Source organism: Acidobacteriota bacterium (assembly GCA_016716715.1).
In the GTDB taxonomy this organism is placed as follows: Bacteria; Acidobacteriota; Thermoanaerobaculia; order UBA5066; family UBA5066; genus Fen-183.
The window spans coordinates 227,137-251,809 of the sequence record JADJVE010000003.1; the positions used below are offsets into that span (position 1 = coordinate 227,137).

At 71.4% G+C, this 24,673-nt stretch carries 21 protein-coding genes and 1 pseudogene; 10 read left to right on the forward strand and 12 right to left on the reverse strand.

Annotated elements, in window-relative coordinates; translation table 11 throughout:
- Positions 1–29 precede the first annotated feature (29 nt).
- From IPL89_05910 to IPL89_05930, 5 genes are all read left to right on the forward strand, one after another.
- Complete coding sequence (locus IPL89_05910; protein ID MBK9062717.1) at positions 30–1,046, forward strand: PhoH family protein; 1,017 nt, start codon at positions 30–32, stop codon at positions 1,044–1,046.
- A 41-nt stretch (positions 1,047–1,087) separates the two neighbouring features.
- Positions 1,088–1,582: an rRNA maturation RNase YbeY gene (ybeY, locus tag IPL89_05915; protein ID MBK9062718.1), complete on the forward strand. Its 495-nt coding sequence runs from the start codon at positions 1,088–1,090 to the stop codon at positions 1,580–1,582.
- A complete protein-coding gene (locus IPL89_05920) occupies positions 1,579–2,883 on the forward strand; it encodes an HlyC/CorC family transporter (GenBank protein ID MBK9062719.1) in 1,305 nt (434 codons plus the stop codon). The genes ybeY and IPL89_05920 overlap by 4 nt, the downstream gene beginning before the upstream one ends.
- Entirely contained in the window at positions 2,880–3,770 is an 891-nt protein-coding gene (era, locus tag IPL89_05925) for a GTPase Era (protein MBK9062720.1), read from the forward strand. Before IPL89_05920 ends, era begins: the two co-directional genes overlap by 4 nt.
- Before the next feature lie 143 nt (positions 3,771–3,913).
- On the forward strand, positions 3,914–4,237 hold the full coding sequence (locus IPL89_05930) for a hypothetical protein (protein ID MBK9062721.1): 324 nt from the start codon (positions 3,914–3,916) through the stop codon (positions 4,235–4,237).
- A gap of 1,052 nt (positions 4,238–5,289) precedes the next feature.
- Here the strand turns inward: IPL89_05930 and IPL89_05935 are convergent.
- Positions 5,290–5,865 (reverse strand): annotated as a pseudogene (locus IPL89_05935) (gliding-motility protein MglA).
- Between the two features lie 59 nt (positions 5,866–5,924).
- Between IPL89_05935 and IPL89_05940 the strand changes: the two are divergent.
- Positions 5,925–6,776 carry a hypothetical protein gene (locus IPL89_05940; protein ID MBK9062722.1) on the forward strand — a complete coding sequence of 284 codons (852 nt, stop codon included), beginning with the start codon at positions 5,925–5,927 and terminating at the stop codon, positions 6,774–6,776.
- A gap of 3 nt (positions 6,777–6,779) precedes the next feature.
- On the opposite strand, the gene IPL89_05945 is transcribed toward IPL89_05940, so the two are convergent.
- The 3 genes from IPL89_05945 to IPL89_05955 form a co-directional block, all read right to left on the reverse strand.
- A complete protein-coding gene (locus IPL89_05945) occupies positions 6,780–7,250 on the reverse strand; it encodes a hypothetical protein (GenBank protein MBK9062723.1) in 471 nt (156 codons plus the stop codon).
- 45 nt (positions 7,251–7,295) lie between these two features.
- Positions 7,296–7,565: a hypothetical protein gene (locus IPL89_05950; protein MBK9062724.1), complete on the reverse strand. Its 270-nt coding sequence runs from the start codon at positions 7,563–7,565 to the stop codon at positions 7,296–7,298.
- A gap of 203 nt (positions 7,566–7,768) precedes the next feature.
- Positions 7,769–8,857 (reverse strand): VWA domain-containing protein, encoded by a 1,089-nt coding sequence (locus IPL89_05955; GenBank protein ID MBK9062725.1) that lies wholly within the window; start codon positions 8,855–8,857, stop codon positions 7,769–7,771.
- A gap of 55 nt (positions 8,858–8,912) precedes the next feature.
- On the opposite strand from IPL89_05955, the gene IPL89_05960 reads away from it, so the two are divergent.
- On the forward strand, positions 8,913–10,457 hold the full coding sequence (locus IPL89_05960; GenBank protein MBK9062726.1) for a hypothetical protein: 1,545 nt from the start codon (positions 8,913–8,915) through the stop codon (positions 10,455–10,457).
- Here the strand turns inward: IPL89_05960 and IPL89_05965 are convergent.
- From IPL89_05965 to IPL89_05975, 3 genes are read right to left on the reverse strand one after another with little or no spacing between them, the layout of a single operon-like run.
- Positions 10,427–11,851 carry a hypothetical protein gene (locus IPL89_05965; GenBank protein MBK9062727.1) on the reverse strand — a complete coding sequence of 475 codons (1,425 nt, stop codon included), beginning with the start codon at positions 11,849–11,851 and terminating at the stop codon, positions 10,427–10,429. The two genes, IPL89_05960 and IPL89_05965, sit on opposite strands and share 31 nt — an antisense overlap.
- Positions 11,848–12,282, reverse strand: coding sequence for a hypothetical protein (locus IPL89_05970; protein ID MBK9062728.1), 435 nt, complete (start codon positions 12,280–12,282; stop codon positions 11,848–11,850). The genes IPL89_05965 and IPL89_05970 overlap by 4 nt, the downstream gene beginning before the upstream one ends.
- Complete coding sequence (locus tag IPL89_05975; GenBank protein ID MBK9062729.1) at positions 12,176–14,653, reverse strand: hypothetical protein; 2,478 nt, start codon at positions 14,651–14,653, stop codon at positions 12,176–12,178. Before IPL89_05975 ends, IPL89_05970 begins: the two co-directional genes overlap by 107 nt.
- A 50-nt stretch (positions 14,654–14,703) precedes the next feature.
- On the opposite strand from IPL89_05975, the gene IPL89_05980 reads away from it, so the two are divergent.
- The 3 genes from IPL89_05980 to IPL89_05990 are packed head-to-tail and all read left to right on the forward strand — an operon-like array spanning position 14,704 to position 18,991.
- Positions 14,704–16,797: a glycosyltransferase family 39 protein gene (locus tag IPL89_05980; protein ID MBK9062730.1), complete on the forward strand. Its 2,094-nt coding sequence runs from the start codon at positions 14,704–14,706 to the stop codon at positions 16,795–16,797.
- Positions 16,794–17,585 carry a hypothetical protein gene (locus tag IPL89_05985; protein ID MBK9062731.1) on the forward strand — a complete coding sequence of 264 codons (792 nt, stop codon included), beginning with the start codon at positions 16,794–16,796 and terminating at the stop codon, positions 17,583–17,585. The genes IPL89_05980 and IPL89_05985 overlap by 4 nt, the downstream gene beginning before the upstream one ends.
- Positions 17,582–18,991, forward strand: a complete 1,410-nt coding sequence (locus tag IPL89_05990) for a hypothetical protein (GenBank protein ID MBK9062732.1) — start codon at positions 17,582–17,584, stop codon at positions 18,989–18,991. Before IPL89_05985 ends, IPL89_05990 begins: the two co-directional genes overlap by 4 nt.
- On the opposite strand, the gene IPL89_05995 is transcribed toward IPL89_05990, so the two are convergent.
- From IPL89_05995 to IPL89_06015, 5 genes are all read right to left on the reverse strand, one after another.
- Positions 18,967–20,475 (reverse strand): M20/M25/M40 family metallo-hydrolase, encoded by a 1,509-nt coding sequence (locus tag IPL89_05995; GenBank protein ID MBK9062733.1) that lies wholly within the window; start codon positions 20,473–20,475, stop codon positions 18,967–18,969. The two genes, IPL89_05990 and IPL89_05995, sit on opposite strands and share 25 nt — an antisense overlap.
- 25 nt (positions 20,476–20,500) lie before the next feature.
- A complete protein-coding gene (locus tag IPL89_06000; GenBank protein ID MBK9062734.1) occupies positions 20,501–22,072 on the reverse strand; it encodes a magnesium chelatase in 1,572 nt (523 codons plus the stop codon).
- Positions 22,073–22,157: 85 nt separating this feature from the next.
- Positions 22,158–22,676: a TlpA family protein disulfide reductase gene (locus tag IPL89_06005; GenBank protein ID MBK9062735.1), complete on the reverse strand. Its 519-nt coding sequence runs from the start codon at positions 22,674–22,676 to the stop codon at positions 22,158–22,160.
- 17 nt (positions 22,677–22,693) lie between these two features.
- Entirely contained in the window at positions 22,694–23,125 is a 432-nt protein-coding gene (locus IPL89_06010) for a hypothetical protein (protein ID MBK9062736.1), read from the reverse strand.
- A 148-nt stretch (positions 23,126–23,273) separates the two neighbouring features.
- Positions 23,274–24,665: a sigma-54-dependent Fis family transcriptional regulator gene (locus IPL89_06015; GenBank protein MBK9062737.1), complete on the reverse strand. Its 1,392-nt coding sequence runs from the start codon at positions 24,663–24,665 to the stop codon at positions 23,274–23,276.
- Positions 24,666–24,673 lie beyond the last annotated feature (8 nt).

Sequence of the window (24,673 nt, forward strand, 5' to 3'; positions counted from 1 at the left end):
AGGCGCGCACTCACATCCGACCCGACGCCATTCCTCTCACCCTTCCCGAGGCCGGGCTCGGCGCGCTCTTCGGTGTCCACGACGAAAACCTGAGGCTTCTCGAAGACGCTTTCGGCGTCGAGATCGCCGCGCGCGGGCGGGAAGTCTCCGTCTCCGGCGATCCCGACGGCACGGCCCTCGCCGCCCGCCTCCTCTCCGACTTCGCGAAGCTCATCGAGCGCGGCTATGTCCCGAAGAAGCCCGACCTCGAGGCCGCGATCCGCATCCTGCGCGAGGAGCCGGGGACGTCGCTCGTCGACTTCTTCGAGAACCGGTCCGTCGGCCCGGCGCTCCGCCAGGTCGTCTCGCCGCGCAATGTCCGCCAGCAGGAGTACCTGCAGGCCGTCCTCGAGCACGACATCGTGTTCGCGATCGGGCCCGCGGGCACGGGCAAGACGTACCTTGCCGTCGCGATGGCGGCGGCCGCCCTCCTCGAGAAGAAGGTCAAGCGCATCGTCCTCTGCCGCCCCGCGGTCGAGGCGGGCGAGAAGCTCGGATTCCTCCCCGGCGACCTCGCCGAGAAGGTGAACCCGTACCTTCGGCCGCTGCACGACGCGCTCTACGACATCCTCGGCTACGAAAAGGTCGGGCGGATGCTCGAGCGGAACATCATCGAGGTGGCGCCGCTCGCGTTCATGCGCGGCCGCACGCTGAACGACGCGTTCGTGATCCTCGACGAGGCCCAGAACACGACGTCCGAGCAGATGAAGATGTTCCTGACCCGCATGGGCTTCGGGAGCCGGGCCGTCGTGACGGGCGACGTCACGCAGATCGACCTCCCGCAGGGGAAGATCTCGGGCCTGAAGGAAGCCGACCGCGTCCTCGCCGGCGTCGACGGCGTCAAGTTCATCCGCTTCGACCAGCGCGACGTCGTCCGCCACCGCATCGTCCAGTCCGTCGTGACCGCCTACGAGGCCTTCGAGAAGCAGAAGGCCGACGCGGCCGACGCGGCCGCCGCGAACGGAAACGGGAACGGCAACGGCAACGGCAACGGCCATCGCGAGTAGCGCCTCGGTTTCCGCCAGGGCGCATTAAGATTTCTTAGAAAGTGAAGAGAGCAAGAGCGCAATCGCGGGCGGGCGGAGCCATCGGCGCCGTCGATGTCCTTTGCACCGTCGCCGGCGCGCCGCCCGCGGCCCGGGTGAGCGCCTGGACCCGCGCCCTCCTTTCGAAGGCGGGCGCGAAGCGCGCCTCTCTCTCGATCCTCCTGTGCGGCGACGCGCGCATGCGGACGCTGAACAGGACGTGGCGCCGCAAGGACCGCTCGACCGACGTCCTCTCTTTCCCATCACTCGAAGAATCTTCTTCTTCTTCTTCTTCTTCTTCTTCCTTCCTCGGCGACCTCGTGATCGACGTCCCGTACGCGGGCCGGCAGGCGCGCCTGCGGGGGCATGCGGTTTCCCGCGAGGTCCAGATTCTCCTCGCCCACGGCCTCCTGCACCTTCTCGGATACGATCACGAGAAGGACGACGGCAGGATGTTCCGACTCCAGAGACGTCTCATCCTCGCGGCCTTCGGCGACGGGCCGGACGGTGTGCCGTGACGGGCTTCGGGCTGACCGCGGGTGCGGGCTTCGTCGCGGCGGCGCTCTTCGCGGGCGTCTTCGTCCTCTTCTCGGGCTTCGCTCAGGCCCTCGAGAGCCTGTCGGTCCTTCGGCGCAAGGCGCTCCTCGAGGCCGACCCGGCGCGCTTCGGGACGCTCCTTGCGCGCGAGCACGTGCGCGTCTCGCGGATCGCGGTGCGCCTCACGGCGCAGGGCGCCGTCCTCGGCGGCCTCCTCTGCCTCGGCTCGGCGCTCGCGGCGCTCGGTGTCGGCGAGCCGTGGCTCCTCTCGGCCGTCGTGATCCTTCTCGGCTGGATCGTCGCCGAGAGCCTCGTGATCCGCTGGGTCGCGCGGCGGGGCGGCGACGCGCTCCTCGCGGGCTTCGGGTGGCTGATCCCGCTCGTCGACTTCCTCTCGGCGCCGCTCACGCCGCTCCTCTCGCGCCTCGTCGAGGTCGAGGAGGACGCCCCCGAGGGCGGCCTCGTGCCGGACGCGGCGAAGGAGGAGGCGACGAAGGACGCCGAGGTGCGCGCGCTCCTCGACGTCGCCCGCGAGGAGGGCATTCTCGAGAAGCACGAGGAAGAGCTCGTCTCTCGCGCCGTCGACTTCAACGACCGCACCGTGGGGCAGGTCATGACGCCGCGCCCGGACATCGTCTTCGCCGAGGCCGACGCGCCCCTCGACGAGATCGCCGACCTCTTCGTGAAGACGAAGTTCACGCGCCTCCCGCTCGTCGAGGGCTCGATCGACAAGCCCGTCGGGATCGTCCACGTCAAGGACGTCTTCACGGTGCTGCGGCGCCCGGACCCGCCCGCCACCGCGCGTGCGATCGCGCGCGAGGTCTTCTTCGCGCCGGAGTCCCAGACGGTGGCGACGCTCCTCTCGGACTTCCGCCGCCGCCGCCACCCCCTCGCGATCGTCGTCGACGAGTACGGGGCCGTGACGGGCCTCGCGACGCTGGAAGACCTCGTCGAGGAGCTCGTCGGCGAGATCGCGGACGAGCACGAGGACGAGGCGCCGCCCGTCACCGCGCAGGGCGACGGCTCGTGGTCGGTCGCGGGCCGCGTGCGCGTCCCCGAGCTCGCGACGCTGTTCGACGTGGACTTCCCGCGCGCCGAGTACGACACGGTCGCCGGCCTCGTTTCCGAGAAGCTCGGCCGCATCCCGAAGCCCGGCGAGGTCGCCCACGAGGCCGGACTCTCGTTCACGGTGGAGGAGGCCGATCGCCGCCGGATCCACCGCGTGCGCGTGCGCCGCGAGGCGCCGCCGCCGCGCGACGACGGCGGGGCGGGGACGGAATGAAGACCCTCCGCTCCGGGACGGTCGCCGTCGTCGGGCGACCGAACGCGGGCAAGTCGACGCTCGTGAACGCGCTCGTGGGGACGAAGGTCGCCATCGTGTCCGACAAGCCGCAGACCACGCGGCGCAACCTCCTCGGGATCCGGAACGACGACGAGGGGCAGATCGTGTTCGTCGACACGCCGGGACTCCACAAGCCTCTCCACCGGCTGAACAAGTCCATGGTCGCCGAAGCGCAGGACGCCCTGCGCGAGGAGGACGTGCGCCTGCTCGTCGTCGACGCCACCGCGCCGGCGGGCGCGGGAGACCGCTTCGTTCTCGAGCTCCTGAAGGCCGCCCCGGCGCCGCGGATCTGCGTCCTGAACAAGGTCGACCTCGTCCCGCGGAAGGAGACGCTCCTGCCGCGCCTCGCCGCTCTCGGCGCGTCGGGACTTTTCGACGCGATCGTCCCGGCGTCGGCGCTCACGGGCGAAGGTCTCGACGTGCTCCTCGAGGCCCTGAGGGGCCACGTTCCCGAGGGCGACGCGCTCTTCCCGGCCGGCGTCGTGACGACGTCCGACGACGCGACCCGGATCGCCGAGACGATCCGCGAGAAGTTCCTCGAACGGACGCGCGAGGAGATTCCGTACGGCCTCGGCGTTCTCGTGGAGGAAGTCCGCCGCGAAGCGGCGAAGAACCTCACGGTCGTGCGCGCGACGATCGTCGTCGACCGCGACGGCCACAAGGGAATCGTCCTCGGGGCGGGCGGGCGACTCCTCAAGGAGGCGGGCACGGCGGCCCGTCTCGACCTCGAGAAATCGCTCGGTGGAAGGTTCTTCCTCGATCTCGTCGTCGCGGCGAGGCCCGGCTGGCGCGAGGACCCGCGTTTTCTCACGACCCTGACCAGCTGAACGTTGACGCGGACCGGCTGTTGCCATAAGACTCCGGGCGGAGGACTGCGACTCTGGCGACGCCGGAAAAGGGCAAGGACGACAAGCGGCGCGCGCCGCGTCTTCCGCTCGCGAAGGGCACCAAGGCCCAGATCAAGTCGACGATGCCCGTCGACCTCTTGAACGTGTCCGCGACCGGCCTTCTCATGGAGCTGCCGTCCGCCCTGCGGCCGGGCTCCACGTGCGACCTCGCGGCCACGCTGGCGGGCATCCCTTTCGCGGCGCTCGTGCGCGTCACGCGCTGCCGCGCGGGCGGGTTCGCGGCGGACGACAAGGGCACGCGCGTGCTGGTCTACCAGGCCGGGGGCGAGTTCGTGGGCCTCGCCGAGGACCAGATGCTGAATCTTTCGCGCGCGATCGAGAAGATCGGCGGCGCCAAGCTCGCGAGCCAGTCGTCGGCGTTCCTGAAGAAGGTCAAGCCCGCCTAGGGAGCCTGTTCCCCGGTCGAGAGGTCGCGCAGCGCGGACCGGAGAGCCTCCTCGAGCCGCCGCGCGCGGTCCGAGGCCGCCCCGGCCGACGCGTGGGACGCTTCCGCCGCGGCCTTCGCGGCCTGCAGCTCGTCCGTGAGCGCGGCGAGCCGCGCCGCGAGGCTGGCCGAGGCCTCGTTCGCGGCCGCTTCGGCGCCCTCGCGGGCCGCACGCTCTCCCGCGACGGCATCGGCGATTCTCGTCCGGTTCTCCTCGACCTCGACGCGCAGCGCGGCCAGCTCGGCCGTCAGCGCGGCGACGGCCTCGTGCGCCTCGTTCGCGCGTGACGCCGCGCTCTCCGCGGCGGCCCTGAGAGCCTCGAACGTCTCTTCGGCCCGGACCGCGGCGACGTCGCGCGCGGCCTTTTCAGCCTCGAGCGCCGTCGCGATCTGGCGTCGTTCGTCGCGCTCGGCCTCGAGCGACTTCTCGAGCGCCTCGACGCGCCGCGTGTCGGCCTTCGCGGCCTCGGACGGCGCGGGCTCCTCGCGCTTGAACGCTCCGGAGATGCGGCCGGCCGCGGCGCGGCGGGCCTCGGCAAGGACGGCGTTGAGCTTGTCGTCGAGCGGCGTGACGGGCGCCGTCGTCTCGGGCCGCGGGCGGGGGCGCTCGCCGGACGTGGATGCGGAGATCGCGCCGAGAAGCGCTTCCGGCCGCGTGGCAGGGGCGGACGCCGACGCCGCTGCAGACGCGGCAGCCTGCTCGGCACGGGCCACCGAAGCGACGGACTTCTGCGAGTCGTCCGAGAGGTCCGCGAAGGTGCCTTCGGCCGAGGGCGGGACCCAGTCGGCGTCCTCTTCTTCCTCCGCGGCGGCGGATCCTCCGCCGGCCATCGCGAGGACGGGTGCGGCGGCAGGCGACTCGTCGGGCTCGGGGGCGGGGGCCGAGATCGACACCGCGGGCCCCGGGCTCGCGAAGGGCTGCGTCGAGCCGCCGGGGCCCGACGACGACCCGACCGACGACTCGGCGGCCGGCACGTCCGCCTCGGCGGGCGGCTGCCAGCCGCGCTGGAGGCGCCGGAGGAGGTCGACGAACGTGAGCTTGGAGGCGAGCTTGAACGTCTCGAGGACGCCCATACCCTCGGAGGCGACGGCCTCGACGTATGGGTACGACTGGAACCCGAGCGACTCCTGGAGCGCTTCCACCGAGAGCGCGCTCGGAAGGTCGCGCTTGTTGTACTGGATGACGACGGGCAGCGACTCGAGCGAGATTTTTTCCTGGGCGAGGTTGTCGCGCAGGTTCTGGTAGCTCTCGAGGTTGTGCGAGAGCATCGACCACTGCGAGTCCACGACGAAGACGAGGCCGTCCACGCCGCGCAGCACGATGCGGCGCGTCTCGTTGTAGAAGACCTGTCCGGGAACGGTGCACACCTGAAAGCGCACCGTGTAGCCCTTGATGTTCCCGAGCTCGATCGGGAGCAGGTCGAAATAGATCGTGCGGTCCTGCGCGGTGGACAGGGACAGCAGCTTGCCTGCCCCGCGCTCCAGCCTCTGGTGCAGGATCTTCAGGTTCGTGGTCTTGCCGCAGAGCCCGGGCCCGTAGAAGACGATCTTGGCCGTCAGCTCTTTGGTGGCGTGGTTGAAGAGGGCCATGGTGCCTCCGGACCCGTTTGAGACGCCGTCCGAGTATACGCGCCGGGTATCCTCGGCCCGTGACGGTGGAGGCGCGGGCCCGGCGGATCGAGGGGACGTTCGCGGGCCTGCCGCTGCGCGGCGTGTCCGTGGCGGGCCGCGAGACGTGGTTCCACTTCCCGACGCTGGGCTTCGCGTTCGACCTCGGCCGCTCCCCGTGGGAGCTCGTGCCGGTCCCGCACGTCTTCCTGTCGCACGCCCACCTCGACCACGGCGCCGGCCTCGCGTACTGGTTCTCGCAGCGGCGGCTCCTGCGCCTGCCGGGCGGGACGATCCACACGCACCCCTCCGCCGTCGAGGCGTGGCGGAAGATCGTCGCCCTCCATGCGCAGCTCGAGGACGTGACGTACGACGCGCGCCTCGAGGCGATGGCTCCCGGCTCCAGCGTCGCGCTCCGGCGCGACCTCTCGATGACGTGCTTTTCGGCCGACCACCGCGTCCCGACGCTCGCGTTCGTGGCCTCCGAGGAGCGACACCGGCTGCTCCCGGAGTTCGAGTCGAAGACGCGCGAGGAGATCAAGGCCCTCGCGGCGGAGGGGAGGGACGTCGCGGGGCGCGTCGCGATCCCGCTCGCGGCCTACTCGGGCGACACGGCGGCCGGGATCTTCGACGCGGCCCCGCCGGAGTTCTTCCGGGCGAAGGTGCTTCTCCTCGAGTGCTCGTTCGTGGAGGAGCGCGACAAGGGCCGCGCAGCGCCGTTCAAGCACCTGCACGTGGACGAGATCGCCGAGCGCGCCGACCTCTTCGAGAACGAGGTCATTCTCCTCACGCACGTGACGCTTCGGACGTCGCCCGGCGAGATCCGCCGCCTCGTGAAGCAGCGCCTGCCCGCGCGACTTGCGGGCAGGGCGCTGCCGTTCCTGCCGGAGTAGGGCTTACTGCTTTTCGTAGACCGCGGTCGAGTTCACGTCCTCGCCCTTCGCGTTCTTGCCGGTCTGGGTGACGGTGAGCGTCTTGCCGTCCGCCGAGACGACGGCCTTGGCGTTGATCGTGACCTTCCCGCCCTTCTTCCAGGTGTTCGTGTAGTTGTTGTCGTCGACCTTCTTGGGGGCGGCCATGTCGGCGTCCGGATTGCCGGCCCAGGCGACGTCCTTGCCGTCGAACTTGGAGGTGTACGAGCCCTTCCGCACGGACCCGTCGGCCATGACGCCCTCGGTCGAGAGCATGATTCCGGCCGGCGACGCCGAGAACATCAGGGTCTGGCTCTTCGGCCCGGGGCCCGGGCTCGCCTTCGACTTTGCGACGTTCATTTTCCAGGTGCCGATCCAGTTCTCGGCGGCGAGGGCCGCGGAGCCCGAGAGGATCATTGCGGAGAACAGGAATCCGGCGAGCAGACGCTTACGCATAGAGGTCTCCTTCGACTTGAATTTTGTTGCGAGTGCGACGCGATCTTACCGTGTGACGGGCGCGCCGGCAATGCGGCCGCGGCTCGCGGCCCACTCGCCGAGCGCCTGCCGCCACTCCCAGGCGTGCCCGGGCGAGACGACGAACTCGGCGACCTCGCCGGATGTCGCGGTGACGCGGAGAACCTTGCTGCGAAGGAAGCCTCGCCCGCTCGACAGGCGCTCGTCGGTCTCGAGACGCTGTATTTCTTCGAATGAGTAAGAGCCCGCACGGCCCCACAGGCCTTCCCACGCGAGGCCGGCCGGCGTGAGGGCCACGGTGCCGGGGATTAACGCCCGGGGATTTCTTTGAAGGTTAAGAGGGGAGGAAGCCAGAAGGCACGGCGTGCCGATTCGAACCACGCCCCCTAAACCTTCTAAGAAAATCTTCCCTTGGCGTCTGGCAATGAGCCGTGTCGCGAGTACGAACGCTCCTGTTCCGAGCAGAAAGAGCCCGACTGCGCCTGCAAGCCAGAGAGCCATTACCGGAAGAGCTTCTTCCTGTTCCGGATGTAGTCCCGGAACACAAACGTCGCGAGGTCGGTGGGGGAGGCGTAGTACGCCCGCCCGCGCGCGATCTTCGTCATCGTATCGACGAAGTCCACGAGGGCCTCGTCGGTCGCGATCATGAACGTCGTCAGCTGGATGCCGTCGCGCCGGAGCTTCTCGGCTTCCTCGAGCGTGCGGTTCACGATCTTCAGGTCCAGGCCGAACGGGTTCTTGTAGAGCTTCCCGCCCTCCTTGATGCACGAGGGCTTGCCGTCCGTGATCATGAAGATCTGGCGGTTCCTCGAGCGGCGGCGCATGAGGAGCTTGCGGGAGAGCGCGAGCCCGTCCTTCGTGTTCGTGTGGAACGGCCCGACCTGCGCCTTGCTCAGCTCCTCGAGCGGCACGGAGCGCGCCTCGTCTCCGAAGAGGACGACGTCGATCGTGTCCTTCGGGTACTTCTGGAGGATGAGCTCCGTCAGCGCGAGCGCGACCTTCTTGGCGGGCGTGAAGCGGTCCTCGCCGTAGAGGATCATCGAGTGCGAGACGTCGATCGCGATCGCCGTCGCGCAGGCGCTCTGGGCCTCGACGTCGAAGACCTCGAAGTCGGCCGGCACGAGCGCGAGGTCGTCCGGGTCGCGGCGCGCCGCGTTTGCGACCGTCCGGATGCCGTCGAGACGCGCCGGGTCGTCGCCGAACTCGTACGGGCGCGTCTCAGGCAGCGTCTCGGAACCGCCGCCCGCGCGCGGGATCGCGTGCAGCCCCGGACCCGCCTTCTGGAGCGACGAGAAGATCTCCTCCAGCGCGTTACGGCGGATGCGGCGCTCGCCGGGGCCCATGAGCGTGAGGTTGCCCTCGCCGTCGCGCCCCACGATGCCCTGCTGCTCGAGCGCCTGGCGGAACGCCTCGAGGTCCACGTTCTTGCCGATGATCCCGCGGCGCTGCAGCTCCTGCATCCAGGCCATCGCCTCCTCCACGTCGCCGCCGAGGCGCGAGACGAGGTCGAGGAAGAGCTTCAGGAGCTCTTCCCAGGACAGGAGCGACTGGAGCAGTTCGAGCGGCAGCATGCCGTACCGGTAGTCCACGACGCATGGTACGACGCCGAACGGGGGATGGACTGGGGTATGGTCACTCCGCTTCATGGAAGTCCGCGATCGCCGCGCCGGGCTCTGGCCCGTTCTCCTCGCGCTGCTGCCGCTGCTCCCGTCGTGGTGGTTCGCGCTCGTGAGGCCGTGGCTCCCGATGAGCGTCGACGACGACGGCGCGGTCGTCGAGATGGCCGAGCGGCGGGCGCTCCACGGGGGGCAGCTCACGGGCGCGTACTCGCGCTTCGGCTTCAGCCACCCCGGGCCCGTCCAGCTCTATCTGATGGCCCCCGTTTACGCGGCGACCGGCCAGCGCAGCGCGGGGCTCTCGCTGGCCGCCCTTCTCCTGACGACGCTCTTCACGGGCGCCGCGGCGTGGTCCGGGGCGAAGATCCTCGGTCCGCGCCACGGACTCGTCGTCGCGGCGGGGCTCGCGCTCCTCCTCGCGCGGATGGGGCCCGGCTGGGTCGCGCACGCGTGGGGGCCTCACGCCGTGGTCGTCCCGCTGGCGCTCCTCGTCGTCCTCGCCCTCGGTCTCGCGCGGCAGGGCGCCGCATGGCTCCCGGCTCTCGCGTTCGTTGCGACGTTCCTCGTCCAGACGCACCTCGGAACCGCGCCGGCCGCCACCTGCGTCGTCCTCGCGGCGCTCGTCCTCGCGGGCCGGCTCGGCCGGCGCGTCGCCGCGCTGCGGCCCGTTCTGATCGCGGCGCTCCTGCTCGCGGCACTCTGGGCGCCGCCGGTCCTCGAACAGTGGCGTGGAACGCCCGCGCAGCCGGGGAACCTGACGCTGCTCTGGCAGTTCTTTCGCTCGCACGGCGCCCGGCACACGTTCGTGGAGGTGTTCGGGCCGCTCGCGCACGAGCTGGGGTCGATTCCGATCGCCCTCGCGGCGGCGATCGTGCCGTCGACGACCGACCACCGCGACGTCGGCGCGGGCATCTTCACGCTCCTCCTCGTCGCGCTGCTGCCGCTCGCTCTCGCGGCGGCGCGGCGGCGGCGGGACGACGACGCGGCGGCGCTCTCGTGGCTGGCGCTCGCGGCCGGCGCGGCGGCGATCTACTCGGCCCTCAGGATCGTCGGCGAGGTCTTCGACTACCTGCTCGCGTTCGCGTCCGCCGTCTCCTTCGCGGGCTGGACGGCCGTCGCGCTCGTCGCGACGCGCCCGCTGGAGGAGCGCGGCCGGGGCCGGGCCGTCGGGATCGGCTGCGCCGTCGTGGCGGTCCTCGCCGCGATCTCGAACGCGCGCGGCCTCGTGCAGCAGCAGCCGATTCCGATCGCGACGAAGGAGAGCGTCGCGACGTTCACGGCAGCCCTGAAGGCCCACCTCGCGGCAGAGGGCATCCGAAAGCCCCTCGTCCACCTCGCGGACGGCGAGCCCTGGGTGCCCGCCGCGGGTGCCCTCCTCGAGCTCGAGCGCGCCGGGATCGACTACGCCGTCGAAGAGGACTGGACGGTGATGTTCGGCCGCAACCGCCGCGCGACGGGCGCCGAGGACGGCGCCGTGTGGTTCGTCGAGGAAGAACCGGCGCCGCTCATGAGGCAGCTCGCCGCGGTGGGGAAGACGAAGCTCTACGGGCGGCCGATGCGCGGCGCCCGCTGACTTCTTCCGAACGCGTCGGCGACCGCACACGCGAGGAGGACGTACAGCGGCACGGCCAGCTGCGAGAGGAACCGGTTCCATGTCGGGTGAACGAGGTCTTTCGGGGCCCAGCTGCTCCCGCCGTATGCGGCGGCATAGACCACGAGCGCTCCGGCTGATGCGACGAGCAGGCCGCGCGCGAACGGGCGCGTCAGGGCGCGCGTGCCAAGAAGGAAAAGTGCTGGAGCGAGCCACCAGAAACCGCTCCACACCTCAGGCCGGGCCATCTCGATCCGCACGAAGTGCAGGACGGCCGGGAGGCGCTGCGCGACGCCCGAGGCGATCTGGCGCGGCGTCACCTCGTCCCACGTTTCCGAGTTGCGGTTCGGCACCTGGGCGCGCCATAAGACGCAGAGCGCCCCGGCCAGGGCGAAAGCGGCCGCCGCGAGGGCGGTCGCGCGGACGGGTCCGAGGCGCTTCATTCGCCATGCGCGGCGCAAGGCCCTGAGCGCGGCAAGCCCGACCGCAATCGCCCCGAGGAGCAGCCCCTCGGTCTTCGTGAGTGCGCCCGCGCCGAGGAGAAGTCCTCCCGCGAGAGCCTCGGGCGGCAGCCATGGGGCTCTCAGGAGCAGTACGAGACCGCCTCCCCAGAAAAGGCCGAGCGGGATGTCCGCATACGACGTAATCGCGCCTCCGTCCCACTCGAAAGCGAGACCGGGAAGCAGGGTCATCGCGAGGACGATCAGAGCCGCCGCGAGCGTGCCGGAACGGGCCTCGGCCACGTCGAAGATCACGAGGAAGAGAACGGGCAGGAAGACGGCATAGAGGGGCCGCGTGACCCGCTCGTCGTCGTCGGTGTCGAATGTTTCCTGGACGGCGACCTGAAGGACGGGGAGAAGCAGCGGGTACTTCGGGTTGTGGAGGTACGTGCCGCCGTCGAGGAGGACGGGCGCGTCCACGGTGCGCGCGGCCCGCACGAAGCCGGCATGAGCGTTCCACGTCATCCGCGCGTCGAACCCGCACTGAACGCCCGAGAGGGCGTCGGCGATGACCGCCGCCGAGACGAACGCACCCGAGAGCGCGGCGAGGGCGACCGCCGCGCGCGCCGCGCGGCCCGCGGCCGGGCGCGGGGGTGGCGTCGATCGCGGCATCTTCCGCCGCATCCAGGCGGCGAGCGCGAGGGGCAGAAGGAGGACGGGGAGAATCGTCCCGCGCCGGAGCTCGACGCCTCCCCAGTGGCTCGCCGCGTAGAGCGAGACGCCCGTGAACGCGCAGCCAAGGAGATACGACCACGCGCAGCGCAGGAGCGCGGGCTTTCGGCGCAGGGACGGCACGAACGAGGTGAGCGCCCAGCCGGACGCCGCGAGAAGGGCCACGCCCCCGAACGCCGCGAAGAGCCGATACGCCGTGCTCACGGCCGGACGACTCCCGTCGGAGGGTCGGGACCGAGGAGCCCGGGTGCGCCGCCCGCGCACCCGACGACGAAGACGCGCGGCGACGCTGTCGTCAGCGCCCGAAGGTCCTCCGGGCGGAGGGCGGACTCCGGGCCGAGGGAGCGCGGCGTGCGAGGCACGAGCGCCGACCGGATCCAGTACGCGTTGCAGCCCGGGTCCGGGCTTTCGACGATCCCGTACTCGGCGCCGGGAGGTATCTCGCTCGCGATGCGCTCGATCGCCTCCTGGAATGCGGGGCCGTACTGTTCACGCCGGATCTCTCCGAGCGAATCGGCGACGTGCCGTTTAGAGAATCCAAGATGGCTGAAGACGTTCGAGGCCTGGCGCGGGAAGGCCGCGAGAGCCCAGACGAGGAACGCGAGTCCGGCGGCGGCCGCGCGAACGCGCGTCACCGGCCGCCTTGCCACGTGAACTTGCGCGGCGGGTAGTGGCGCTCGCGGCCGTCCTTCGACCGGAAGAGGGCGACGATCTCGTGGCTTCCCTCGTCCCCGGAAGGAACGCGAACGTCCCCTCGTACCCGGCCTGCGAGCAGTCGCCGAGCGCGGGCACGGCGGCGCAGACGTCGGGCCGGGGCGTCCGGCTGCCGGACGCGAGGGAGCGCTGTTCTCCGTCGACGAGGAGCGTGACGTGGAGGTCCTCGCCGGGGATGCGCGCCCAGCCGCGGATGCGGAGGGTTCCCTTCACGGTCGCGCCCTCCTCGGGAGCGTCGATGTTTCCCGTGAGCGCGGCGTCCTCCTTCCAGGGGAGGCCGGCAGGCGTCAGGCCCGCGGGCGGCGCCCACGGGAGGGGCTCGAGCGGCCTGGCCGACGGCTCGTTCTTCGCGACGGCAAAGAGGTCGTTCTTCACGTCGCCGTCGAAGCGCTTCACGAAGACGAGGCGGCCCGAGACGAGGGCGCGGTCGATCCACGCCCGGTGCGTCGTCCGCATCGCGGGGTCGAGCCACGACTCGCGCACGAGGACGTACGAGGTCGGGAGGCCCTCGAGGAAGTCGAGGAGATCGTCCGGGATGGGGGCCTTGCGCTCGTCCTCCTCGATTCTGCGAACGACGGGCGACGAGAAACCCGAGACGGCGGTCACGAGCGGCTTCCCGTGGTCGGCCGCCCGCAGCACGGCGCGGTAGTTTCCGTGCTCCGGCGTGCCGGACGGCAGCTCGACGAGGCCGCCCTTCATGGGGGTTGTCGCGAGGAAGCGCGTCACCTCGTCCGGATCGGCCTCGCCGCGGAAGAGGTCCAGCGGCGCCGCGCGGTCCTCGAGGAGAAACGCGAGGCACGCGAGAGCGAAGACGGGGGCGGTGCGCGCGGCGGGGCGGCGGCGCTTCCAGGCTTCGGCCAGAGCGAGGACGCCGGCCCCGGCGAGGACCGCGAGGCCGAGGTAAGCGATCGTCGCCCAGCGCGCGGGGACGCGGATGCTTCGGAAGAGCGAAATCGTCTCGAAGAGAACGCGGTGGAACGGGAACCGCACGCCGAGCGAGCCGAGAAAGCCGAGAAGGGCGAGGAGCGCGCCGACGACGATGACGTCCGGGCGGCGGACCGCGCGGAGGCTCGCCCTCAGGCTTCGCGACGTCACGAGCGGAAGCGTCGCCGGATACGCGAGCCACCAGCGCACGGCGAGCGCCGCGAGGAAGACGGCGAGCGCGCGCCAGGGCTCGGTCGCGCGGAAGATCTCTTTCCCGGCGAGGCGGACGTGGATGCCGGCGGGGCTCGCCGCGAAGAGCGCGAGGAAGCCCGTGACGACGGCCACGGCGTCGAGGGCGGAGAGGACGCGCGGATCGGGGGCGGGCGCGGCTTCGGCGGCCGCCGCGTCTCCGCGGGGCGTCAGGAGCAGCGCCGCGAGAGGGAGCGCGAGAAGCAGGAGCCCCGGGAAGAGCGCGCGCTCGCCGGGCGTCGGGAACTCCGAGAAGCCCCGCCAGAGGTGGTTGCGCGGGTCGGCGTTCAGCCAGTCGTGCGGCTGCGCCGAGAAGTCGCGCGTCTCCTCGATGCCGCGCGTGAAGCCGTAGAGCTTCGCGGCGCGCTGGTACGGGAGGAGGAACGGCAGGAGCGCGACGCCCGCGATCCCGACGGCCAGCGCCCCCCTCTTCCAGCCCGCGCGGTCCGAGTCCGCTCCGGAGCGGAACGCGAGGACGAGGGCGACCGCGGCGAGAGGGACGAGCGTGAGGACGAGCCAGTGGATGACCGCGAGGCCGTTCAGGAAAAACGCGGCGCCGAGCCAGGCCGCGCGCCTTGGGGATCTCTCGCGCACGAAGAGGACGAGCGCCTCGAAGAGGATCGGGATCCAGCCCGCGAAGAGGTAGTTCACGTGGGGCAGCTGCCCGAAGCGGTACGGAACGAACGCGAACGCGACGCCCGCGACCCACGCGGCGCCGGTGGATCCGGTCAGCGTCCGCCCGAGCCGGAACGCCCCGTAGCCTGAGAACGCGAAGCCGAGGAGCGTCAGGATTCCCTGGGCGGTGAGCGGCCGGAGGCCCAGCGCGAACAGCGGGAAGAGCGGCAGCGCGAGGCCGTAGTTGTGCTCGCTGAACGCGAGGCTGAGCTTGTAGGGGAAGAAGACGTTGCCGTCGAAGAGGTGGAACGGCGAATGGAACGTCTGGTGGAAGTCCCACCAGAGGATCCACGAGTTCAGGTACGGGTCCCCGGCGTCGGACGCGTGGTCGCGCAGGTGCTTCGCCCAGGGCCACGTCATCGCCACCGTCAGCGCGAGGAACGCAAGAAAGACCAGCGCCTCGCGGCCGAAGGCGCGGGACCGGATCCTGTTTTCGGCGGGCACGGACGGATGATATCGGCGGGAGGCCGAATGCGTATGCTCTCGGGGTCCTCATGACCGTGAGCCCCGCGTCCCGCCGCGAGCGGATCCTCGTCGTCGCCGCGTTCGCCGTCCTCGCGCTCCTGCGCCTCGCGACGCTCGCGCCCGACCCGTGGGAGTGGGACGAGGTCCTCTTCATGGAGGGCGTGCGCGACGGCCTCGACGTCCGCGTGAACCACCCGCACCCGCCGGGCTACCCGGTCTTCATCCGGCTCGGGCAGGGGATTCGGGCGCTCGGCGCCCCGCCGTTCCGCGCGACGGCGCTCGCGGGGGCGATCGGCGGATACCTCTCGGTCCTCGCGCTCTATCTTCTTCTCCGCGAGCTCGGGTCCCGGCGCGCCTGGGCGCTCGTCGGCGCGCTCTTCTACGCGCTCACGCCGTCGGTGTGGCTGCACGGCGTGCGGCCGCTGTCCGACGGGCCGGGGGCGGCAGCGGGGCTCTTCGCCGCGGTGTTCCTCGTCCGGGCGATCGCGGGGAAGGGCCGGCACGCGCTCCTCTGGGCCGCGGCGTTCACGGCGCTCGCGGCGGGCGTGCGCCCGCAGGTCGGCCTCGCCCTCCTGCCCGCGGCGGCCGTGGCCGCCGTATCCGTCTTTCGTCGCGAGCGGAGCGTGAAGCCGCTTCTCCTTGCAGCGGCCGTGGGCGTTCTTCTCTCCGCCGCCATCTGGATCCCGGTCTTCCGGAGCTCGGGCGGGTTCGCGGTCTGGAAGGACCGGTTCGAAGGCCAGATGAAGTACGTGACGCAGTTCGACAGCCCGAAACTGCGCGACGTCCTGCAGCCGCCGTTCTGGAAGCGCTGGTTTCTGGACCCGGTCGGGCACGGGAAGCTCGCCGGGACGTTCCTGCTCCTCGGCCTCGCCGGGGCCGCGCTCGAGAGGAAGAGGGCGGGGATGGTCTTCCTCGTCTTCGTCCCGGTCACGCTCCTCACGCTCGGCGTCCTCTCCGTCGACTCGGCGCCGCGCTACGTCCTCGCGTTCTGGGCGGCGCCGTGCGCGCTCGCGGCGTTCGCGCTGGAGAGATTCGCGGCGTCGCGCTTCGGCCGGATCGTTTCGCCCGCGGCAGGCGTGCTCGTCCTCGCCGCCTTCGCCGCGCTCGGGGCGCCCGCGATCGCCGAGGTCGCGTCGAAGCCGAGCCCGTCCGTCGCCGCGATGCAGGCCGTCCGCGCCGCGGGCGTCCCGCCGGGCGACGTCTTCGTCACCGAGCCGCTCCGCGCGCACGCGGACGAGTACTTCCGCTACCGCGCCCACGTCGTGAGCGAGACCATCCCCGTGGCCGTGCCCCGAACGGGCGTCTTCGTCGGCGCCGAGGACCGTCCGTTCGGCGTCGTGCCGCAGCGCGTCTTCACGTTCGAAAGCCCGCGCCTCCTGCACATCTCGCGCGGCCGGTACCTGCGCACGGAGATCTTCGAGGGCCGCGCGGGCGCGGGCGTCTTCGTCCCCATCACGCCGTGGCCCGCCACGCAGCTGGACGGCCGGGTCGAGCTTCCGGAGGGGACGACGTTCTCGATCTATGCCGCGAGCCCGGCGGATGTGACGTTTATGGTGAGAGCGGCCGGGGAACGGGCCGAGCTCGAGCTCAAGACTCTGGGCGGGGCGCGCACGGGCTCCGTCGAGCCGGGAGGCGAGCTCGCCGTCACGTTCGGCGCGGCCCCGGACCCCTCGGAGAAGCTCTTCACGATTTCCGCCCTGAAGGGTCGGGCGACGCTCGACGCGTTCCGGATCCGCGCGCACGAAACGCATCGCCCCGCATATCGCGCCGACGACGCGATCCCGGCCGGGCTCGACGAGCCGGCGGAGGGCGCGCGCATCGCGCTGCCGCTGCGCGCTCGCGGCTGGTGCCAGGAGAAGGGAGGCGGACGCGTCGACCCCGTGGAGTTCCGGCTCGACGGACTGCGCATCGTGGAGGTGACCGTCACGCGGATGCCGCGGCCCGACGTTGCGGCGGTCCTGCCGGCGATCGGCGACGCGCGCGAGGCCGGCTGGGAAGCCGTTCTCTCGCCGCGCGTGGGGCCGGGCAGGCACGTCCTGACGGTCACGTTCCAGGCAGGCGATCGGCGCCGCGTCTACCCGCCGCGCGAGATCGAGATCGTGACGCCCGGCGGGGCGAAGTGACGCGGCGCGTTCTCGCGGCCGCGCCCGCGGCCCTCGTCGCCGTCCTCGCGCTGGCGACGGCGCCCGCGCAGATGCGGACGGCGTGGGAGTGGCTCGCGGAGAGCCCGAAGGGCCTCGCGCACGGAGAGGACGCCGCGCGCCGCGAGCTGCGCGGGGACGCATACGCAAACACGCTCGACGAGGTCCGGGCGCTCGTTCCCGAAGGCGGGTCCTACGCGATCGCGAATGGCGGCATCGGGCTTCCCGACCAGAACTGGGTACGCTGCGACCTCGCGCCGCGCATTCCGGTGGCCCTGCGGCCGGAGAAGTGCCGCGGGTGGTTCTTCGAGCGGCCGCCGAAGAACGTTCCGCAAGTCACGGTCGTCATCGAGAAGGACGGGAGCCTCCGGCTCGCGGAGACCCGCGCGCTCCTCACGTCGCTCTGGTCCGGCCTCACGGGTCCCCAGGAGGACATCCCGGGCTGGATCGACGCGCCCGCCGAGAACACGACGGCCTCGGGCCGCGTCGTCGTGAGTGGGTGGTGTCAGGAGAGAGGCAAGGGGCCTTGCGCCGCGATCCGCATCTGGTTGGACGGCGTCGAGGTGGACACCGCGCGCATCGAGCGCTTCCCGCGCCCGGACGTGCAGGCCGCCGTGCCGGACATGGGCGACTGCAGCCGCGCGGGCTGGCGCACGGCGTTCGAGGCGGGCGTCCTCGCGCCCGGCAAGCACTGCGTGGCCGCGGCGCTCGTCGGCGAGGGCGGGCGGCATCGCCGCGTCGGGCCGTGGGCGTTCACGGTGACGAAGTGAGCGGCGCACCCGTCGCGGCCAGCCTCGCTGCCGCAGCGATCGTCGCGGCCGCGGGCCTCGCACTCGCGGACCTCGTGCCGGTCCTGCGGGAGCGCGCCCTTCTGAGAAGACTCGGCTGGGCGTGGCTCCTCGGCTGCGCGTGGCTGGGCGGAGGAGCGTACGCCGCGTCGCACGTCCTCCATCTCCCGCTCCGCCGAGGCGTGCTGCTTCCGATCCTTCTCCTGCCCGTGGCCGCGGCGCTCGCACGGCGCCTGCGTTCGACGGTGCCGGAGCGGTCCGCCCGGGTCCCTCTCAAACCATTCGAAGGAATTCTCCTCTCTTTTCTCCTCGCGTTCGGAGTCTTCATGACCGCCAGCCTCGTCGTGAACGGCCTCGCGGTCCCCGTGTCCGACTGGGACGGCAAGATGACCTGGGTCGCGCAGGCGCGCTTCATCCGCGGCGCGCGGACGGTGGACGCGCCCGCCCTGCGCGAGGCCTCGGCGTGGGTCATCCATCCGCGCTACCCGGTGCTGATGCCGGTCCTCCAGACGGCCGCGCAGGAGATCGTCGACGCGCCGTGGGACGACCGGTTCGTGCGGCCGCTCTACGCGCTCTTCTGGCCGGCGTTTCTGCTCGTCCTCTTCGACGCCGCCTCCGCGCGCGCGGGCCGCCTCGCGGCCGCCGCCGCCGCGCTTGCGGCCGCGTGCGCGCCTTACCTCGCGTTCTCGCTGCACGGCGGGGCGGCGGGCACGTACAGCGACCTTCCGCTGGCGTGCTTCTGGGGAGGTGGCCTGCTTCTCCTCACGTCCGAAGGAGCGGGCCTCGGCGAGGGCCTGGCCTCCGGCCTCCTTTTGGGTGCGGCCGTCCTTACGAAAAGCGAAGGCCTGCCGCTCGCGGCCGTCGCGCTCGCCGCCGCGCTCGCGTGGGCGGTCGCGGGGAGGCGGCTCACCGCGAGCCGCCTCCCGCTCCTCGCCGCGGTGGGCGCCGTCGGTGGGGCGGCGTTACTCCTGGCGTCGTGGCGCTCCGGAATACCGCCGCGCTACGACGAGGGACAGGTCGCGGCGTTCGGCCTCGCCGCGCTGGCGAAGGGCGCGGTCGCGCGCCTGCCGGAAGCCGCGCGGGCGTGTCTCCACGCGATGGCGGATCGCAAGGAGTGGGGATTCACGTGGCTCCTCGTGCCGCTCGGGCTCGTCCTCGGCGCGCGGCGGCTCGGCCGGCTCGCCGCGGTCCCGCTCGCCGCCGCGCTCGCAGGGGCTCTCGCGTTCTACGCGGCGGCGTACGCCCTCTCGGTGTGGCCGGCCGGAGAGCTCGCCCTGACGACGTGGGACCGGTTTCTCATCCAGATGGGGCTGCCGCTCTTCGCGCTCCTCGCGCTCGCCCTCGACCCGCGGCCGGCCCCGCCTCAGCGAATCGCAGCCAGCTCGTAGAGGTAGTCGACGAACGACCGCGCCGCGCCGTCGAAGCCCGAGACCTTCGGGTTCGTCGACTCGATCACGAAGTACTCGTCCGGCGCGTGCGCGCCGCTGCCGTGCCCGAGGCCGTGGTGGCCGGAGGCGAGCTTGAGCGGCTCGCCCGTGAAGACGTAGCCGGGGTACGAGCCCGCGTTCCTCACCCAGAGCATCGGGTCGAGGCCGGCGCGCTTGTAGACGGACATCTGCGCGCGGATGAGCGGCGCGTCGGCGGACGTCTCCGTGGGACTGTAGCCGCCCGAGACGTTCACCTCGATGTCGCCGAAGCCGCTCTTCGCGAGGTGGGCCTTCAAGGCCGCGATCGCGCCGTCGAACGTCATGTCGGGGACCAGGCGGAGGTCGAGCTTCGCGACGGCCTTGTTCGGCAGCATCGTCTTGCCGCCGGGGCCCATGTAGCCGCCGACGAGGCCCTGGATGTTCACGGTCGGCGAGAAGGCCAGGCGCTCGAGGGAGGCGCGCCACGAATCGTCGTGCGCCCAGCGCGATGCGCCGAGCATCTTCTTCGCCATCGCCTCGTCGAGGCGCTTCGCGGCCGCGTCGATCATCGCCGCCTGGGCGGCGTTCGGCGGCTTGGCGGCGGCGGCGAGGCCGTCGATGGCCGGATCGCCGTCGGCGTTCACGAGCGTCGCGAGCGCCTGCACGAGGTGGAACGCGGGGCTGTCGAGGCGCGCGCGGTTCGCGGAGTGGACGTCCTTCGACGGGCCGCGGCCCCACTTCGCGCCGCTCGACACGAGCTCCAGCTCGACGACGCCCTTGGCGCCGAGCGAGACCTGCACCGAGCCGTCGGCGTCCTGGCCCGCGCCGGGCATGAAGACGCCCATCGTGTTCTTCAGCGCCGCGAGGACCTCGGGCTTGCGCACGATCTCGGGGATGTGCGGCGACCCGATCTCCTCCTCGCCCTCGGCGACGAGGACGAGGTTCACGGGGAGCTTCACGCCCGCGCCCCGGAACGCGTGGAGCGCGGCGAGGAACGCGGCCTCCGGGCCCTTCTGGTTCACGGCGCCGCGGCCGACGAGAGCCTTGCCGAACCCCGGCTTGTCGACGATCCGCGCCTCGAAGGGCGGCGCGACCTTCCACTCGGCGGGATCCGCCTGCTTGACGTCGTACATGAAGTAGAGGCCGACGGTCCGCGGCGCGCCCGCGTCGAGCGTCGCGAAGACGCCCGGGACGCCGGACGTCGGCATCCTGACGGCGGTCTGGAAGCCCGCGTCCTTCGCGAGCGACATCATCTGGGCGGCGCCGGTCTCGACGCCGCGGCCCTCGGCCGCGATCGTCGGGTTCCGAACCCAGTCCTGCAGGCGCGCGACGGCTTCGCCGTGCCGCTTCTCGATCTCGGCGTAGACCTTCGCTTTGTCGTCCGCGGCGAAGGCGAAGCGGGGGAGGGAGGACATGGCGGCGGTCGCGGCGGCCGCGCCGAGGAGGTCACGTCTGTTCATCGGCATGGGGGGAGTCTAACGCCGGGTCAGGTCAGCCTCTGCTCCTCATCAGGTTGAACTTCGCGAGCTCCGCGTACGTCAGCGTCGAGTCGAGGTCCTCGCGCGCGATCCGGAGGTTCTGGACGAGCCCCTCGAGGACGAGCTCCATGAGGAACGCGCGCTCGTAGTGGTCGCGCGGCTTGGCGTGCTTGAGGACGAAGTCCGAGAGGCCGGTGACGGACTCGAGCGTCTTGAGGTGCTCGGAGAACGGCGTCTGGTCCGAGAGGACGATCTTCTTTCCGTCCCCGAACCACGCCGCGATCGCGTCGTACGGTCCCGGCGGGGGAGCGGCCGCGGCCGCGCGCCGCCCCTCGGCCCTCTCGAGCGTCGTCGGGCCGCCGCCCTCGTCCTCGTCGAAGTCGCCGCGCGGGCGGCGCGGGCGCTCGGCGCGTCCGCGCGGCCCCTCGACGGGCGGGAACTGCGCTTCGAAGAGGTTCTTCACGGCGTCGCCAATGAGCTTCTTGGCGACGATCTCGGCGCCCTGCTGCTCGCCCTCGAAGACCATCTCGACCTTGCCCGTGATGGCGGGCAGCGTCGCGAAGAGGTCCACGAGGCGCGGCGCGACGACGGTCTCGCCGGTCGTGAGCGCGCGGCGCTCGAGGTTCGAGATCAGGAGCTCGCGCGCCGCGATCGGGAGGCGCGCGGAGACGCCCGAGGACTGGTCCACGAGCTCGCTCTTCCTCGCGACGAAGGCGATCTCCTCGACGAGGAGCTTGACCTCTTCGCCGAGCAGCACCGTCACGCCGTGCAGCGTGCGGTCCGTCCACGCCTCCTGGTCCGTGATCGCGGAGGCGACCTTCGGGTCCTGCGGGTAGTGCGTGAGGATCTGCGACGCGATGCGGTCCTTGAGCGGCGTGATGATGTTGCCGCGATTCGTGTAGTCCTCGGGGTTCGCGCTGAACACCATCAGGACGTCGAGCGGGATGCGCAGCGGGAAGCCGCGGATCTGCAGGTCGCGCTCCTCGAGGATGTTCAGGAGGCCGACCTGGATGCGGGGCTGCAGGTCGGGCAGCTCGTTGATCGCGAAGATGCCGCGGTTCGTGCGCGGGACGATCCCGTAGTGGATGACGTCCTCGTCCGCGAACGTCTTGCGGAGCGTCGCGGCCTTCACGGGGTCGACGTCGCCGATGAGGTCGGCGATCGTGACGTCGGGCGTCGCGAGCTTCTCGCGGTAGCGCGCGTCGCGCCCGAGCCACGCGACGGGGAGGTCGTCCCCGGCGGAGGCGGCCATGCGCCGCCCGTAAGCCGTGAACGGCGCGAACGGGGACTCGTTCAGCTCGGAGCCCGCGATGACGGGGATCGCCTCGTCGAGGAGGTTGACGAGGGCGCGCAGGATGCGCGTCTTGGCCTGGCCGCGCAGGCCGAGGAGGATGATGTCGTGGCGCGCGAGGATCGCGTTCTGGAGCGCGGGGACGACCGTCTTCTCGTAGCCGAGGATGCCGGGGAAGACGTTCTCGCCCGCCTTCAGCTTCGCGATGAGGTTGTCGCGGATCTCGTCCTTGACGGTCTTCGGGGCGTATCCGGCCGCGACGAGCTCTCCGAGGGTGGTCGGGCGATCGGTCATGAGACTCCCTTGCCGCAAGCTTACGGGATAAAGGCTCCGGGAGATTGCGGACTGACCGGACCGGTCAGTGTGCGTTGCGGCCCAGTCAACCCGACTGGAAGTCGCGCACGAGGTCGCCCGGCGGCACGACGGGAACTCTCGCGAGGTTCCGCGCGCCAGAGAGGCGCGATCCGAGGGCTTCCATCTTTTCTTTCGACCAGCCAGAGAAGATTTCTTCGAGTGATCCTGCAGAAGACACGAGCACGATGTGGGGAACCGCTTCGACGTGAAAGGCGTTGGACGCGGCAAAACGGGGCTCCGGATCCAGGACCAGATCGAACGTGGCCTTTCCGAACTCCTCGAAGAAAACTCCGCTTTCGGCGGCTCCGTTCTGCGAGACGCCTACGACCTTCGCAGCCGTCCCTCCGTAGGCCTCGTGCAGGCGCTGCACGTACGGCCAGGCCAGCCGGCACGTCGGGCAGGAGGTCTTGAAGAACGCGAGGAGGAGCGGAAGGCCGTTTGCCTCCGCGAGGAGGCCCTCCGTCGTCACCGGTTCGCCGCCGGGGCGCGCGAAGGTGGCGGACGGAGCGGGGGTTCCGGGAGCGAACTCTGCGGGCGAGACCATGCCCGAGTCTGCCGGGCTCAGTTGCCGCCGGCGTGCGGCGCGCCGTCGCCCGAGGCCGGCGCGGAAGCGGGCGGGCGCGGCGCGGCGTCCGCCACGCGGAACGTGAGCGCCTTGGCCCCTCCGGAAGTCGCGAGGTAGCGGGCGGTCACGTGGTCCTTCGGCTTCAGGTCCTCGAGCGGCACGGCCTTGGCGCCGCGCGTGACGGCGACGTCCGGCGCGACGCTGACGGCGATGGTCTGCCGCGCGGGCGGCTGACCCTTCACGTTCGTGGTCTTGACCGACTCGCGGATCAGGACGAGGCGGGCCGGAAGATCGACCCACACGATCTCGCCCACGATGGTGCGCGATTCGCCCGCCGGAGCGGCCGACATGGTCGGGCCGGAAGCCGTGGGTGCGGGGGGGGCCGCTGGTCCGGCGAGGAGCAGCAGAAAGAGGACGAGGCTCGCCACGCCTCGAATCGTTGCAGGACACGTGCCGCGCGCCGGAAGCCCTCATCGGCGGCGTTTACGGCAGTTTGGGCGTCCGAATGGCATTTCGGGAGCCACTCGGCCGCGCCGGAATGCACGATTCCGGTCGGCGAGGCCCCCGAATCAGGCCTCAGCCGGGCTTCTTGAGGCCGAACTTCTCGAGCCGGTATTGCAGCGTCCGGTACGTGAGACCGAGGAGGCGCGCCGCCTTCGCGATCACCCATCCCGACTTTTCCATCGCCTGGACGATGAGCTGGCGCTCGAACTCCTCGATGTCGATCCCCTCGGCCGGGATGTCGAATCCGTACGGCCGCGCGGCGGGCGCCGTGTTGAGGCGGACCTCGGACGGCAGGTCGGACGGCACGACGATGTTTCCCTCGCACAGGAGGACCGCGCGCTCGACGACGCTCTCGAGCTGGCGCACGTTGCCCGGCCAGCCGTGCCGCACGAGGAGATCCATCGCCTCGGGCGACACGGACCCGACGGCCGTGCCGTGCGAGGCGTTCGCCTTGTCGAGGAAGCGGCTCACGAGGGCGCGCACGTCCGAGGCGCGGTCGCGCAGCGGGGGCAGCTCGACCGGGATCACGTTCAGGCGGTAGAAGAGGTCCTCGCGGAACTGGCCGGACTTCATCATCGCCGAGAGGTCCCGGTTCGTGGCCGCGACGACGCGCACGTCGACGGGGATCGTCTCGTTTCCGCCCACGCGCTTGACCTCCTTCTCCTGGAGGGCGCGCAGGATCTTGCCCTGCAGGGGCAGCGTGAGGTCGCCGATCTCGTCGAGGAACAGCGTCGAGCCGCTCGCCGCCTCGAAGAGGCCGATCTTGCGCGCGTCGGCGCCGGTGAAGGAGCCCTTCTCGTGCCCGAAGAGCTCGCTCTCGAGGAGGTTCTCCGGGATCGCGGCGCAGTTCAGGGCGAAGAACGGCTTTTGAGAGCGGTTCGAGCGCGCGTGGACCGCGCGCGCGACGAGCTCCTTCCCGGTGCCGGACTCGCCCCGGATCATCACGGTCGAGTTCGTCGGCGCGATTTTCTCGACGAGACGGAAGACGTCGCGCATCGAGGCGCTGTCCCCGACGATCGACTCGAGGCCGTCGCCCTTGAGGCGACGCTCGAGCCGGAGCGTCTTCTCGGCGAGCCGGAACGCCTCGAGAGCGCGCTCGACGCGGAAGAGGAGCTCGTCGGCCACGACGGGCTTCGACATGTAGTCGAACGCGCCGAGCTTGTGGGCCTCGCGCGCGCGCTCGACCGAGCCGTGCGCCGTCACGAGGATGACCTTCGGCGGAAGCGGGTTCTCCGCGGAGGAGCTCAGGCTCCGGACGACGTCCATGCCCGTGAGGCCGGGCATCTTGAGGTCCGTGAGGACGACCTCGGGCCGGATCTCGGCGGCTTTCGCGAGCGCCTCGCGGCCGTCCGCCGCGGCGGCCACGCGGTAGCCCTCGTCCTCGAGGATGACGGTCAGCGACTCGCGCTGGTGCTTCTCGTCGTCGACGACGAGAAGCGTCGCCTTCGGTTCTTTCTCGGTCACGGAGCGGA